Below are 15,468 nucleotides of genomic sequence, written 5' to 3' on the forward strand. Positions count from 1 at the left end.
GAAGTATTGAGTGTGGAGCGTCTCCCCTAAGAGACACGCCCCACCAGTAACCCGGTCAGATCAGTGCGCGGCTGCACCCTGCTGTCCGTCAATCGTGTAAGCGATGATATAATCGCCACTTCGGGTGCCAAGGCCCCCATGACCACCAGCGGCGATCACAACATACTGCTTCCCACCCATTTGATAGGACATCGGGGTTGCCTGCCCACCAGCCGGCAGACGGTCACGCCAGATGACCTTACCGGTCGAGACGTCAAAGGCACGCAGGTAATCATCAGCCGTCGCACCCATGAAGGACACGCCACCCTTTGTGATCACACTGCCGCCGATATTGTACATGCCGGTCGGAAGCGGAAGGTTGTTATGCGTCCGGAAAGGACCCGTGTCGCGCGTCGTACCGACAGGGTGCTGCCAGACGATCTTCTTCGTCACCAGATCGATGGCAGTGATCGTACCCCAGACCGGTCCCTTGCAGGGGATCTGAAGCGGGTTCAGCCATGGGCTGGTGTAAGCGATGTAAGGCGTACCGTAGTCAGGGGAAACGCTGAGTGCATCGCCCTTGGCTTCCGGCTTGTCCCCCTTGCCGTCCCACTTCGGCAGGATACCGGAGGCTTCAGCATGGTTACGCTTTTCCAGACGGATCCGGAACGGCAGGTAGCTGGCATTGGCAATCAGCAGCTTACGCTGCGGGTCGATGGACGCACCCTGCCAGTCAACCACACCATAGAATGCCGGATAGACGATGGTCGTCTTGCCAACATGCGGCGGCGTGAACTGACCTTCGTAAGCGGACTGACGGAACTGGATGCGGCAGATCATCTGATCCAGCAGCGTCGCGCCCCACATGTCGCTTTCCTTCAGGTCAGGCGGCGTCAGAGACGGCAGACCGACAGCGAAAGGCTGCGTCGGAGAAACATGGTCATCTGCGGCAACGCCAGCGGTCGGAACCGGACGTTCCTCAACCGGATAACCCGGAACCGGCTTGCCGGTACGACGATCCAGAACGAAGAACTCGCCACGCTTCGTGCTCTGGATCAGAGCCGGTACGGACTCACCATTCTGGCCAGGCAGATCAACCATGGACGGACCGATTGGAAGATCCATGTCCCACAGGTCGTGATGCACGGTCTGGAAGGTCCAACGACGCTCACCCGTCTCGATATCGAGAGCAATGGTTGCGCTTGATGTTGCATCGTCGAACGGACGACGTGTGCCACCCCAGTTATCCGGCGGAGAGTTACCCGTCGGGATATACAGCAGGCCGAGGTCCGGATCTGCCGTGTAAACGCCCCAGGCATTCGGGGTGTCACGCGTCAGCTCGTCATTCGGGCCAGGCTTCCAGTTTTCCGGGTTGTGACCAGCGTCCCAGGCCCACTCGATTTCACCAGAGATCGGGTTGAACGCACGGATGGCACCAGACGGCTCGAAGTTTGCCTGGTTGTCAAAGATCCAGCCGCCGAGAACCACACGATCCTTCACCACCAATGGCGGAGACGTCACGAAGTGGAAGCCATGCGGCACATGACCGAGATACTGGCGCAGGGAGATGAAGCCATGCTCACCGAAGTCTTCACAGGGCTTGCCTGTTTCCGCATCGACAGCAAGGAGACGAACGTCCCCAACAGGAGAGAAGATACGCTTCTGACAGGCCTTGGAGCCATCAGGAGCGGTATAGTCTTCCGGAGCTTTGTAGTAGGAGACGCCACGGCAGGCGAGATAGACGTTGGCAGCCAGATCTTCAGCCGCAGGCTTCGGATCGAACTTCCACTTCACCTTGCCGGTTGCAGCATCAAGGGCCATGACCCAGTTGTGCGGCGTGCAAAGATACAGGGTGTCATCCACCTTGATCGGCGTGACTTCAAGGTTGAATTCATGTCCCTGATCCGGGCCAGCGACAGTGCCTTCGTCAGCCTTCTGGACATCACCCGTGCGGGTAATCCAGGCGCGCTTCAGGTTGCTGATATTGGCTGGTGTGATCTGATCCAGCGGGCTGTAACGATCACCACCGACAGTGCGGCCATACGCAGGCCAGTCGGAAGCCGGAGTGTTCTTGCCCGTCTCATCAACCTGATTGGCGGCAGCCATACGGTCAGCAGGCAGCGTACCGTCAATGGAATAGGACGTGAAGCAGCTTGCAACGAGAGCCACACCGGCAATGACGGCAGAACCGAGGAGTTCACGCTTGTCCGACATCCAGGATGCACCCGAACGCCAGACCCACGGCAGCATCATCCAGCAGGCGATGCCGATCAGCGTGAACAGACGGACTTCAAGGCCCCAGATGTTGAAACCGACTTCAATGACGGACCAGATCGTCGCAACCAGCAGCAGGCCTGCGAAAATGCGTCCTGCCTGAGCCGGGCTTTTCAGTCCGACTGCCGCCGCCACGAGCATGACAACGCCCATCAGCGCGTAGAACCACGATCCGCCGAGCACGAGCAGATAACCGCCCCCGCCCAGCAGGAAAAGCCCGACAAGTGCGAGCAGGATAGAGGTTACTGGCGAGAGCACCCTCTGGAGAGAAGAAGACATGACACCTCTGTTCTTCAAAAAATGGAAACCATCTTTTCTGAAATATTTTGTCTCTCTTAATTGCTCTGGAGGCAGGATATGGTCCCGGCCCCATATGGCTGTGCGAGAGTGAAAGACTGGCTCGCAGGCTTGACCCCGCTGACCGGATGACTGCCTTGAAAAGCTTTTTCCTCATCCATGAATCCAACCTCCCGACAAAAGCGTTCCGTAAGAAAGGTGAGAGCCCTTTCAGGTCCGGGATATCCGGAGGAAATAGCCAGATCCGTTCAGCTCTGCGCTTTCGCTGCTTTGTTCACGCCGCATCCCCCTGGCGACCATCCTTAATCACACAACATTCACCCGAATGTGACTGCAGCATCACCACCTGTCGCAATCCTGCGACAGGTGCGCAGGCCGGAGGACGGGCATGAACAGGATAACGCCACAGGCTGGACTGTCCGACTCATGGACGCGGTGCTCGGCCAACTACAATCTGGACCCGGCAGAGCGTTGGGAAACGCGCCTGCTGAGTGCCCCGGAACTACGCTTTGTCAGCAACCGGACGCGCTTGCTGATCCAGCACGCCCTCCCGGAGATGGAGCGGCTTCATTCACTGGTCATGGCCTTGGGATTCACGGTCATGCTGGCCGATGCCAATGGTGTGGTGCTCTCACGCCAGACCAGCCGGGAAGATCTGACGGGGTGTCGTCGCTGGGGCTTTCAGGCAGGAGCCTTATGGGACGAGGAGAATGCCGGAACGAACAGCATCGGCACCTGTCTGCAGGAGAAAAAGCCCGTCATGGTGCTGCAAAGTCAGCACTGGCGCCTCTGCTTTCGGAATCTGACCGGAATTGCTGCCCCACTTTACAATGCAAACGGGAAGCTGGCAGGCGTTCTGAACATCTGCTCCTTCGCCGGCAATGACATCATGCCTTTCTCCAGCCTGCTGATGGAGACCATGATCTCTACAGCGCGCCAGATTGAAGAGCGGCTGTTCCGGCAATTCTTCCCGAACGAAACCATCATCACATTAGGTCTGGCAACGGAAAGCTCTACGCCTCTGGTTGCTCTGGACCCGGACGGACACGTCAGGGGCGCGACGCATTCCAGCCGTATGCGAATGCACTGGCCAGATGGCGAACTGGAACACCTGCCCGCACTCATGAATTTTCTGGATTCAGAAGACGAACTGAGCTTCCGCAAGGCGGAAGTTCACGTCATCCGGTCTGCTCTGGCGACAACACAGGGCAATGTGAGTGCAGCAGCCCGCACGCTGGGAGTCAGCCGCTCGACCCTTCACCGCAAAATCAAAGCCCTGAACCTGCCGATCTGACAGTTTCCGGCTCAGGCCGGAAACGTCTCTTCATAGTCTGCCGGGCGAAAGCCAACACGCAGAACCGTACCGTCACGCGTCAGGACAGGTCTCTTGATCATGGAAGGTTGAGCCAGCATCAGGGTTACAGCACGCTCTTCTGTCAGCCCCTCTTTCTGCTCGGGAGGCAATTTTCGGAATGTCGTGCCAGCCTTGTTGAGGAGAACGTCCCAGCCAATCTGACTGATCCAGGTCTTCAGAATCTCCTCAGAAATTCCGTCCTTTTTGTAATCATGAAAAATGTACGAAACACCCCGTTCCTCCAGCCATGCACGGGCCTTTTTCATAGTGTCGCAGGCCTTGATGCCATACATCACGACGGACGCAGTCATTACGGGTGTTCCTCTTCTCATAATCTGAAAATTCTGTAGCGGCTCCAGTCCCGTTTCACCAGCAGATGTCGAAACAGAAGCCAGTCTTCTATTTCAACAACAGAAGGCCTACGGTCTTTCCATCCTACTTCCCACAGGCGGAACTGATCATGAAGCGCCGGATTTTCATCGTTTACGGGCTGTCGGCGCTGATGGATTTGTCATGCACATCTTCTGTGCTGGCACAGTCTTTGACGGCCCCCATGATGTCACATCCGCTGATTTGTGCACATCGAGGCTGGACCAGCCCGTCCGGTACAGAAAACAGCCTTGCCGAAATGCGTCGCACCCATAAGGCCGGCCCATTCATGATGGAAATCGATCTCGCAAAGGACAAAACTGGCCAGATTGTTCTGCTGCATGATCTGGACGTTGACCGAACAACGACTGGTCACGGTCCTCTCGCTGAACTCAATCAGAAGGCCGTTCAGAAACTGCGCCTGAGAAATTCCTCTGGTCCAACGGGAGAACACATTCCAGCATACAGCGATGTGCTTGATTGGGCTGCCAGAAGACCTGACGTTCTACTAATGCTCGACATCAAGGATGTGCCGCCTACAGATGCCCTGAAACCTGTCCGGCACCAGAGTCTTTCAGGCCGCGTCGTAGTTCTCACATTCCACGAAAAGCAGGCCCGCGAGGCTTTCGAGGCTGATCCGAATGCCTTGGTTTCTGTACTGGTTACAAAACCAGATGACCTTGCAACCTATCGCAAGATCTCAGGGACGCGGCGCTTTGCAGCCTATGTTCCCCAAAATTCAGACCCCGCCCTGTTCAGAGCAGCATATGAGGCGGGAGCCGTCGTCATAACGGATCTTCTTGGCCCGACTGCCATTGTTGATGCTGTGTCCCCTGACGAGGGTGCCCAGCGTGCAAAAGCCCTCCCCATTGATATCCTGGTGACCAATACGCCACTCCAGCTTCAGTCCGCCTTAAGAAAAAGGCTCTGAAACGGCGTCATGCCACCGGCAGCGTGGCGTCTTCTGCAAGGATGGCAAGCATCTGATCAATGATCCGGCCACTGGTTCGCGAGGCCAGTCGCCCGAAGCCCAACTCCCAAACGCGACAGGCCTGTCCCACCGACGGCCCGCGGCATGACGCATGAATGGCCGTAACGCCTGTTTCCTGCACAAGCTCGCGAACATTCCCGACCCGCACGCCGCTTCCAGCCATGATCTCAATCCGGCCAGCCGCATGATTCACGATGTTCTTCAGAACAGACTGACCCTTTGGGGCAATGACGGCCTGACCCGACGTCAGAATGCGCTCGAACCCTAGCTCGACAGCCTGATCAACCGCTGTCAGCGGATTGGGCGTAAGGTCAAAAACACGGTGCAGCGTCCGCCCCATGTCACCACACGCGTCAGACAACAGCTTCAGGGTATGCATATCGAGCGTACGGTCGTTCAGGGCTGCACCGAGAACGACACCTGCCAGCCCCGCAGCGCGGGCCGCGTCAATGTCCGCCAGCATCTGGTCGACTTCTTCAGCGGTAAACACGAAGCCGCCTTCCCGTGGACGGATCATGGCATAGACCGGCACCCTGGACTGCCCAGCCAGACGCATCAGCCCGGCTGAAGGCGTCAGACCACCAAGGGCGAGAGCCGAACACAGCTCAATGCGCGTGACGCCTGGGCGCTGCGCTGTCCGCAGGCCGACAGCATCTTCAACACAGATTTCAATCGTCGGCATACCCGTCTCCATCCTGTTCGGCGAAAGCGCATATGCCGACAGAGTTCTTAGTTGTTCCAACGAATTCCCGGCAGCGCCTTCTCCACTGCGGAAACGGGTTTAATAGTCCCGCAGTTTCCTTTCGGATGATGTCCTTTCAGGAGCGCCAATGCAAACGGCACGGAATCTTCCACAGAGCCGTTGACGGCCCCGTTGTGAGTCAGCCCGGGATAGGTCTTCCACGTCACGTTCGTACCCGCATCACACATGGCAGCAACGGCATTATACTGCTGAGCCACGCCTGCTTCGTTATCTGCAAGACCCGTTCCCACAAACACCGGCATGGTCATGTGAGCATCAGGGATCGTGAAGGCATCCTGGAAATCTGCCTCAAGCCGGGATGTATCCCCCGCATAGGCATTCTCTTCCGTAATATCGTGCGCTTCCGTGTAGCGAAACAGATCTCCAAGGCAGGACTGACGGGCCTGATGGGACAGGTCCTTCCCCTTCTCTGTCATATTTGCTCGGACATCGACGTCCGGATGCAGGCTCTTGCGCGACCCTTCGATCGTCAGGATCCCGAACGCCGCAGCCATGTGAGGCGGCTCCACATTCAGGCGCGGAAGAGGCGTGTGCTTCGGATGCTCAGGCAGCTTGAACTGCGTCACGACACCGGTCGCAACCGTCCCAAGCACATGCAGATCCGGCGCATATTGCGGAGCAAGCCAGGCCGTTCCGAGTGCTGCACCGCCACCCTGAGACTGGCCGACCAAAATAATGCGGTTCTGAAGCGTTCCCTTGTACTGCGTCAGCGCAGCCCGCAGGCCATTCAGAACACTGTATCCTTCTGGACGGTACATCAGATACGGATGCGGACCCGGCGTGCCCAATCCCTGATAGTCACTGGCGACGACCGCGAAACCAGCTTTCAGCCAGTGATCCAGATAGGCGCGGTCACGCGACAGGTAGCCTCTCCATGAAGGAGCACAAATATCTGCAATACCCGTCGTGCCATGCTCCCAAGCCACAACCGGCCAGCCACCTTTCGGCGGCGTCCCTTTTGGGAAAATGATCTGCCCGGAGACCGTGACCGGATCGGGCGCATTCACGCCACTAATGGACGTATAGAGCGTCCGCACAGCCGTGGCGGCGTTTTCCGGCAGAGGACGGTCGGTGATGTCCTGCGTGCGGATCATCTGGCCAACCGTTGCGGGAACCTGCGCTGGAGGCGTGTAGAAGTCACTAACTCCCCCATCGCCCAGATTACGATCAACCTCCGCCGCGACCTGAGGCTTTTCCGGCTGGGACGGTGTCGCGCAGGCCGAGAGGGACAGGAGGGTGGCAGCGCAAAGCACCGAACGGAATGAAAGCTTCATGAATGTCTCCAGCAGATCGAGGCGGATATTACTGACCGACGGCAACGCCGTCACGGTGCGGATCGCCCCACCCCTTGAGGCCATCTGGCCCAATGGTGATGCCCTGAACGGCTGCGTTCATGACGTCGATTTTCGGATGATGCCCCATGGCACTCAGCGCCGAAGCCAGCCCGGCGGCAGATGTTCCCTGTTCCAGCTCTTCAGCATGGTTCTGGGCGCCAATGCGCGGCTGCTCAATCGCTGTGCGGATATTCTGTCCCCAGGCCAGATATCCCACCAGTGTCTGCACAACGGAGTCAATAATCCGCGCGCCACCGCCAGCACCCACTATCACCTCAGGCTGACCATTCTGGCCGAACACGATTGTCGGAGACATGGTTGTTATCGGGCGTTTCCCTGGAGCTGCGATATTGGCGGCAGGGCAGCCATTCACGAAAGGATGGCTGGCAAAATTCGTGATGGCATTGTTCAGCACCACACCGTCCACCACGATATCCGAACCAAAATTCAGATTGATCGTCGTCGTGAAAGACAGCGCATTGCCAGACGCATCACGAATGGAAAGATGCGTTGTGGCCGGTACTGTCATCGGATCGGAGGACGGCAGAAGAGCCAGTTTTCCCTTGAGCTGCCCCGCCGTCACACGATTTGCGGCTTCGCCCTTAGCGACCAGCGCCGCGCGCCGATCCAGATAAGCCGGGTCAAGAAGAGCCGCTGTATCAACGCGGGTATAGTCTGGATCAGCTGCATATTTCCGGCGGTCGGCCTCAGCCAGACGTGACGCTTCCAGCAGCAGATGTGCTGCCTCAACGCTGCCTGGCGCATACTGACCGATCTTCAACCGATCCAGAATGACCAGTTGCTGCAATACGGACAGGCCGCCCGCCACAGGCGGGGCAGAAGAACAGATCCGGCGATTGAAAGCCGTCACACACAGTGGGGTGCGTTCATGAACCTTGTAAGCCTTCAGATCCGCAGGTGTGAGCTTGCCCGGATACGTGCCACTGGCCACGGCGGCTGAAAGCTTTTTCGCAAAGTCGCCCGTGTAGAAATACTCAGCTCCCTGCTTCGACACCTGCTCCAGTGTGCCAGCAAGGGCGGCGTTATGCAGAATCGTACCCTTGGGAAGCGGCTGGCCCTCTGCATCGAAATAGGCGGAGAACTGAGATTCGTGAGCCAGCTCTGGGCGTTCCGTCAGGACAAGATGGAGATACCCTGCCAGTGGAAAGCCATCGCGGGCTGCAGCAATCGCAGGCTGGAACAGATCCGCCCATGGGAGCTTGCCATAGCGGTCATGCAGAAGGGCCAGCGTTCGCAAAGTGCCAGGAACGCCAACGACGCGCCCACTCCGCTGGAGCTTCGCTTCCGGAATACGAACGCCATTCTGGTCATGCATGAAGTCCCGCTGCATGCCCATTGGAGCACTGGCCAGACCGTCAAAGAAACTCAGATGATCAGCGGCGCGGTCCCAGTACAGGATGGTTGACCCCCCACCCAGACCAGATGCCTGAGGCTCCACCACGGCCAGAACCATCTGCGCAGCGATGGCAGCATCCACTGCGCTTCCACCTTTCGCGAGAACATCCGAAGCCGCTTTGGAAGCCATGGGATTGGCTGTTGCCGCCATGAACGTACTGGCACCAGAGGGCTGCGAGACAGGTGCCGCAGGTGGCAAATAATGCGCACAGGCGCTCAGACCAAGTGCGGTTGCTCCCAACAGGCCCACAAGAACGGGGGTCCGGGCGTAAACCTTTCGTTGGGGGAGAGCCGCACTTCTGATACGCATGGACAATATCAACTTTCAGTTCCTGACAGGGAGCATCTACATCAAACCGTTACGGTCTTCGATCTTCGCGATAAATGCTGTTATGGTGCGATAATTATCAACCTTCGGTTTGCAATGAACGTTTTTCAGGCCATGACGACCTTTATTGCCGTCGTCGAAACAGGAAGCATGACAGCCGCTGCAGAGCGTTGCGGCATCTCACCCACAATGGTGGGAAACTACGTGCGCCTGCTTGAAGAGCGGCTGGGCACCAGTCTGCTGCGTCGCACCACCAGACGCCAAAGCCTCACGGCCTTCGGCTCCCTCTACTTCGCCAAATGCCAGAAAATCCTCAGCATGCTCGATGAAACCGAGCGTATGGCCGAAGCCGCCCAGAGCCTTCCTGCAGGAACTCTCCGCATTACAGCTCCTGTTACTTACGGCACCCAGAGCATCACCCCCTGCATCGCGGCTTATCTCAAAGAACACCCCGCCGTGGACGTAGATCTTGTCCTGACGGAACGCAGCGTCGATCTGACGCATGAGAAATTCGACATTGCCATCCGACTGGGCGTTCCAGAGCCATCTTCCCTGATCTGCCGCCGTCTGTCCGACTACACCATGACGCTCTGCGCCTCCCCGGCCTATCTGTCCCAGCGGGAAGAACTCCTGTCTCCCCATCAGCTCGCCATGCACGATGCCCTTGCCTTCTCCTACACGCCCGCATCTCCCTGGCACTGGGCCCGGCGTGAATGGCGTTTTGAAGGGCCACAGGGACACATCTCTGTCGAAATGCAGCGTAAAGGGTTGTTCAACAACACGCAGGCCATGCGTCGTGCAGCCCTTTCGGGCATGGGGATTGCCATGCTGCCGTCCGATCTGGTGCGGGAAGACATCCGGGAAGGAAAACTCTCGGCACTGCTGCCGGATTACACCCTTCCTTCCCGCCCGATCTATCTGCTCTACCACAAGGAGCGCTATAGCGCTCCGACACTGCGATCATTCATCCAGTTCCTGATCCAGTCTCTTGGCAACACACAAGCCGGATGATGGGCGTATGGCCGTTCCACAAACCTAATCAGGCGGTGATTGCCTCCATCATTGGCAATATCGTCGAGTATTATGATTTCGTCATTTACGCGTATTTTTCAGCGTCGATAGGCCGTACGTTTTTCCCCGCCAACTGGCCACTGTCCCAACTCGGCCTCTCCCTCGCGACTTTTGGCCTGACACTTCTGGCAAGACCGCTCGGCGCCGTCGTTCTGGGAAACTATGCAGACAGGCGTGGCCGCGTCTCCACAATGATGGTCTGCATCCTGCTGATGGCCCTGGGCAGTCTGCTGATTACCCTCACACCGTCCTATCAGGAGATTGGCATTGCTGCGCCTGGGCTGGTCATTCTGGCCAGACTTCTTCATGGCTTTTCACTGGGCGGAGAATTTGGAAGCGCCACATCCTATCTGATCGAACACGCCCCAAGGCATGAGGCCCGGGCAGCAAGCTGGCAGGCTATTGGGCAGATCACCGCCTCCCTGTGTGCCGCAACGGTCGTGCTAATTCTCGGTCTCGCGCTTCCTGCAACAACATTCGAGACCTATGGCTTCCGTATTGCAACCGGTCTGGGAGCTGCGGCAGGCATCAGTGGATTGATCCTGCGCATGATGCTGCCCCCGGAAAGCGCCGAGACAGCAACCCGTGCCCTTTCAGCCCCGGCGCCATTCCTGCAACCCGATACGGTTCTCCGGACGGCCCTCATCATGGGCTCCGTCGCTCTTGGCAGTGGCATCACCTATCTGGGGCTTTACATGCCTCATTATGCGCGCAGCCAGTACAGTCTCTCCGGCCTCAGCACATCGCTGGCCCCTCTTCTGACCTATGGTGGCCAGCTCCTGTTCACCCCGCTGAGATGGAAACTGGCAGACCGTTTTGACAGGACCCACAGCGTAGCGCCGATGCTCTGGTCCTGCGCGTTTCTGACCCTTCTGCCTATTCCTGCCTTCGAACTGATCAAGACGGTGCCGGAAGCAGTTCTGCTCATGCCCCTTCTGTTCAATCTGAGCGGACTGTTCTATTTCGCTGCCCTCGACGGCTTCATCGGCCAGATTTTCCCCAGTGAACGCAGAGGGCGTGGGCTTACCATGGGATATTCTTTCGGAGTGGTTCTGTTCGGCGGTCTTGCGCCTCTGACAAATGCAGCCCTGATTTCCTGGACCGGTCTTTCTCACGCCCCCGCCCTCTACATGATCCTGACAGCGGTCATTTCGTTCATCAGCGTCTTTTCAGCCCGGTCCCTTCTGGATCGACGTGCGTCCTGAACGACAGCATTTCCTTGACAGAAATTGAAACTATCAATTTTTTCTTTGGAATGTTCTTATAATTGTCTCCTTTATCTTAGTTTACCCACTTCATAACGCTATCGAAGCGTTGTCATTCTGCAAAACGAGTCCTCGACATGTCATCCTGTTCTTTCCCGCCCAGCCGCTCCAGCCGTTCCGGACTCTCCGTTCCGCTTAACGCTCTTTTCGGGCAGGGAAAGAAAACTCTTGCGGCAGCGACATTTCTGAGCGGTCTGTCCATCACTGTCCCCACCGCCTATGCGGCAACCTCCCCCACGACCGAGCCTGCCAAGCACCGTGCTCACCCCGCGCCCACCGTTGAGGCTGGCAAGGAGTCCATCAGTGTGACGGGAACGCGCCATCAGCCAGGTGGCGGCATGATGCGTGTCGAAACAGCCTCCCGCGCCGTACAGACCGTGACGCAGAACTATATCGAGATGCAAAGCCCCACGAGCAGCCCGCTCGACCTGATCGCCAATCTGCCAAGCGTGAACATCACAACGCCGGACCCGAGCGGGAACGAAGGTGGCTCCATGCAGAGCCGTGGTCTGTATGACAACGACATCGGCATCATGCTGAACGGCATGCCAATCGCAAACGGCGGCACGTCCTCCGCATCCAATTTCGTGCAGAACTATATCGACAGCAACAATATTGCCGCCGAAAGCATGAGCCCCGGCTCCATTTCCGTTGAAGATCCACTGACCTCCGCTGGTGCTGGCGCTCTGAGCATCACCACGCGCGCGCCTTCCAAGAAGTTTGGTGGCCTGATCTCCGGAAGCTATGGTTCCTTCAACCGGACACGCGGTTTCATCCGTCTGGACTCAGGCGAGATTGGCCACACCGGCATCACCAGCTATGCCTCGTTTTCCAACACCCATTCCGATGCATGGCGCGGTTCGGGCGACAGTGATCGCAAGCATATGGATTTCCGTGCCCAGAAACAGATTGGCACACGCAGTTCCATTGACCTGTTTGCAGGCTACAACCATTCACATTACTACCTGAATCGCTACCCGACACTGGCCAACTTCCAGAATGACAAGCATGGGCGGCCGGTCTCGACCCCGTTGAGCTATACAGCTGAATTCAACGCGGTATCTCCGGGCAATTACTATGGCGTACGCGGTACGGACAAAGACCAGTTCTATCTGTCCATGCCCATGAAGTTCGCGCTGAACAACACCTTCACGCTGAACATTTCCCCCTACTACGAGCGCTCCGACATCACGCTGAACAGTGCATCCCGCCTTCAGGAAGGCCGCACGTACGCAGGAACAGCCCTCCAGCGCGTTGATTTGAACGGCGACGGCAGAATCAGCACCTCAACACGTGCAGCGGTCTCCACCAACTCCATGTCCGTGACCCAGCAGGGAGGCGTGGTTGCGGCACTGGGCTGGCATTCCGAGAACAACGACGGACAGATCGGTTACTGGCACGAGGAATATCGCTATTCCCTGCGCACCCCCCTGTCGAGAATGAACCAGACAACTGGCGCACAGCCAGCTGATACAGACAAGTCATCCTATTACCGAACCACAAGCGGCAGCATCTACTATTCCGTAGATTACCTGGGCTCCTACAGTCTGAACTCGGGCTTCCTGGAAGACACTGTTCATCTTCTGGATCGCAAGATGTCCATCACAGGCGGCATCAAGGTGACGTCCATGACGCTGGAGGGACAGGATTACCTTCCCAGCACGGCAGGGCGCACCAATCACACCTATGTCTCGCCAACGCCGCGTTTCTCATGGTCATACAACTTCGCCCCTCATCATCAGCTTTACATCAATGCTGAGGGTGATTTCCGCGCGCCTTCCCCGATCAACATGATCTCACGCTACAGCACGAGCACCGGCGTCATGACGACATCCGGCGCAGGGGCAAAGCCCCAGTATTCCATCAAGGAAGAACTGGGTTACCGCTATAACGATGATCTGTTCCTGGCGGATATCAGCCTCTTCAACATGAACGTCTCCAACCGTCTGCTGTCGGTCAACATGTTCAGCAACGACGTTCAGGTCAGCCAGACCATCAACGCAGGCGGCGAAACAATCCGCGGTGTGGACGTCATGCTGTCTACCCGACCGCTCTTCCATCGTTTCAGCCCGTATTTCGCGTTTGAATACCTGCACACGACGATGGATAACAATCTGCAGACAACGGCCGATGATGGTTCCGTCGACTATATGCGGACCAAGGGCAAAACGGCTGTTATGTCGCCGAAGTTCTCAGGCAGCGTTGGTCTGACCTATAACGAAGGCCCGTTCTTCCTGAACGCCAGCGTGCATTACACGTCCAAGCAGGCATCGTCCTTCATGAACGATCAGTACATGCCATCCTACTTCTCGGATTCTCTGACGCTTGGCTATCATCTGCCGAAATTCTTCATCGCCCAGTCCCCGGTGTTCAAGCTGAACTTCACCAACCTGACAGGCCAGTACAAGCTGGGTGGCGTTTACTACTTCTCCAACAATGCCAGAGCCACAACAGGTGTGTATGGCCACAAGATCAGTGCTGACACGGCACCGAGCTATTACATCATGCCGCCGTTCGCGATGATGGGCACACTGTCCACCTCGTTCTGATAACGGGAAATTCAGTCCGACAAGACTGGATCACCGCATTAAAAAAGGGGCCGGATTTCCATCCGGCCCCTTTTTCGTTTTCAGGACACCGCTTCATCCTCAGAGGAGTGAAGGGTACGAGGAAACGATCCAGGATTGAGAACTGCCAGCAGAATGGCAGTCAGCGTGATGACGATCGCAATGGGGGTAAGCGTGTTGAAACCGCTCCAGGTCAGAATCTGACCTCCCAGCGCGGACCCCAGAAGAATACCAAGATTACTACCCCCATTGATGGCCGCTCCAGCCACGTCCGGTCGCGTTGCCCGCGCGCGAATTGCGCCTGACATGACAAAAGGAATGATGGCCGAATAGCCGCTACACCAAAGAGCGACTGACGCTACAGACCACCATCCAGAGAGAATGTGCCCATACATGAGGCCCATGCCGATCAGCATGGCCATTCCCCCTGCGAACATTCCTGCGGCAGGCCAGCGATCAACAATCTGACCCGCGCCCCACAGTCCAAGAATACTCACAGCGCCGGTCAGAAGAAGCGCAATACTGAGAACCCCTTTGGGAAGGCCATGAGCCAGCAGCAGAGGCGTGACGTATGTGTAGAGCATGTTGTGAGCAACGAAGAAGATCGCATCAATAGCCACAACCATCAGGAAGATCCGCATGGCCTTTCGGGATCCCATGGCGGGCAGGTTGGTGCTCGCGTCTCCGGACGTCGCGACTGGGGGCAGGAAAAAAGCAATGCAGGCCGTCAGCAGCACGGCAATACCTGTCATCACCAGCATCGCAACACGCCAGCTTGCAAAGTGCCCGATAGCGGCCGCGCCAGGCACGCCCAGAATAGAGCCCAGAGACGTTCCACCATAAACAAACGAGATGGCTCGTCCGGTCATCTTCGGCGGCACCAGCCGCGCGGCGTAGGCTGAGACAATCGACATCAGCAGCGCATGTGCGATTCCACCGAGCGCCCGCCCTGCACACAAGACCAGGAATGTCGGGGCAAGAGCGACGATCAGATTGGAAAGAACATAGCCGCCCAGGGAAAGCAGCATCAGTCTCTTTCGATCGATCGCGGCTGTCAGAATGGTCAAAGGCACGGCCCCGAAAGCAACCATCAGGGCGAACGCACTGACGGCCAGTCCTGCCTGACCCTCGGCAATATGAAAGGCCTGCGCCATGTCGATCAGCAGACCAACGGGCGCGACTTCACTGGTCAGTGCGGTAAAAGTACACGCGAATAGTGCACACAGTCCAATAACGGTCTGTGTGGGAAGAGTTTTGAAAAGCATAATTTCCCTGACCACTGTGATGAAGCTATCACGCGGGGCGAAATCGCCTTCTGCCATGCTTCCCGCAAGAATAAAACGAAAGAAGCAATGCTCGTGACTGGTTTCTTTTTGTCATATCCCAGACATTGAAAAATCTGCCGTTGGGCCCAGGAACGCCTCTTCCACATTCAGGCCAGAAAATAAAACCGGGACCAG

Annotated in this window: 11 protein-coding genes; 5 read left to right on the forward strand and 6 right to left on the reverse strand. The window is 57.3% G+C overall.

All coding sequences use genetic code 11. From position 1 onward, the window contains the following. Window positions 1-60: 60 nt before the first annotated feature. The gene (locus B7444_RS03390) at window positions 61-2,532 is read right to left on the reverse strand and encodes a membrane-bound PQQ-dependent dehydrogenase, glucose/quinate/shikimate family (protein WP_035729215.1); all 2,472 of its coding nucleotides are present in this window, start codon (window positions 2,530-2,532) and stop codon (window positions 61-63) included. 406 nt (window positions 2,533-2,938) lie between these two features. Between B7444_RS03390 and B7444_RS03395 the strand changes: the two genes are divergently transcribed. Next, the gene (locus tag B7444_RS03395) at window positions 2,939-3,844 is read left to right on the forward strand and encodes a helix-turn-helix domain-containing protein (protein ID WP_007284290.1); all 906 of its coding nucleotides are present in this window, start codon (window positions 2,939-2,941) and stop codon (window positions 3,842-3,844) included. Window positions 3,845-3,855: 11 nt separating this feature from the next. Here the strand turns inward: B7444_RS03395 and B7444_RS03400 are convergent, their stop codons facing one another. Continuing rightward, complete coding sequence (locus tag B7444_RS03400) at window positions 3,856-4,215, reverse strand: ArsC family reductase (protein WP_007284291.1); 360 nt, start codon at window positions 4,213-4,215, stop codon at window positions 3,856-3,858. Window positions 4,216-4,364: 149 nt separating this feature from the next. Between B7444_RS03400 and B7444_RS03405 the strand changes: the two genes are divergently transcribed. After that, a complete protein-coding gene (locus B7444_RS03405) occupies window positions 4,365-5,204 on the forward strand; it encodes a glycerophosphodiester phosphodiesterase family protein (RefSeq protein WP_231502783.1) in 840 nt (279 codons plus the stop codon). Window positions 5,205-5,211: 7 nt separating this feature from the next. On the opposite strand, the gene B7444_RS03410 is transcribed toward B7444_RS03405, so the two are convergent. The 3 genes from B7444_RS03410 to ggt are packed head-to-tail and all read right to left on the reverse strand — an operon-like array spanning window position 5,212 to window position 9,087. Beyond that, the gene (locus B7444_RS03410; protein ID WP_231502784.1) at window positions 5,212-5,946 is read right to left on the reverse strand and encodes a copper homeostasis protein CutC; all 735 of its coding nucleotides are present in this window, start codon (window positions 5,944-5,946) and stop codon (window positions 5,212-5,214) included. 47 nt (window positions 5,947-5,993) lie between these two features. Continuing rightward, complete coding sequence (locus B7444_RS03415) at window positions 5,994-7,301, reverse strand: lipase family protein (RefSeq protein ID WP_186810579.1); 1,308 nt, start codon at window positions 7,299-7,301, stop codon at window positions 5,994-5,996. A 28-nt stretch (window positions 7,302-7,329) separates the two neighbouring features. Further along, complete coding sequence (ggt, locus tag B7444_RS03420) at window positions 7,330-9,087, reverse strand: gamma-glutamyltransferase (RefSeq protein ID WP_035729221.1); 1,758 nt, start codon at window positions 9,085-9,087, stop codon at window positions 7,330-7,332. A gap of 132 nt (window positions 9,088-9,219) precedes the next feature. On the opposite strand from ggt, the gene B7444_RS03425 reads away from it, so the two are divergent. The 3 genes from B7444_RS03425 (at window position 9,220) to B7444_RS03435 (ending at window position 13,990) form a co-directional block, all read left to right on the forward strand. Next, window positions 9,220-10,116: a LysR family transcriptional regulator gene (locus B7444_RS03425; protein WP_231136117.1), complete on the forward strand. Its 897-nt coding sequence runs from the start codon at window positions 9,220-9,222 to the stop codon at window positions 10,114-10,116. Next, entirely contained in the window at window positions 10,113-11,381 is a 1,269-nt protein-coding gene (locus B7444_RS03430; RefSeq protein ID WP_007284297.1) for an MFS transporter, read from the forward strand. Before B7444_RS03425 ends, B7444_RS03430 begins: the two co-directional genes overlap by 4 nt. 137 nt (window positions 11,382-11,518) lie before the next feature. After that, complete coding sequence (locus tag B7444_RS03435; protein WP_007284298.1) at window positions 11,519-13,990, forward strand: TonB-dependent receptor; 2,472 nt, start codon at window positions 11,519-11,521, stop codon at window positions 13,988-13,990. Between the two features lie 80 nt (window positions 13,991-14,070). Here the strand turns inward: B7444_RS03435 and B7444_RS03440 are convergent, their stop codons facing one another. Further along, complete coding sequence (locus B7444_RS03440) at window positions 14,071-15,330, reverse strand: MFS transporter (RefSeq protein ID WP_007284299.1); 1,260 nt, start codon at window positions 15,328-15,330, stop codon at window positions 14,071-14,073. Window positions 15,331-15,468 lie beyond the last annotated feature (138 nt).

The sequence above is a fragment of the Gluconobacter thailandicus F149-1 = NBRC 100600 genome (assembly GCF_000964465.1).
GTDB lineage: Bacteria > Pseudomonadota > Alphaproteobacteria > Acetobacterales > Acetobacteraceae > Gluconobacter > Gluconobacter thailandicus.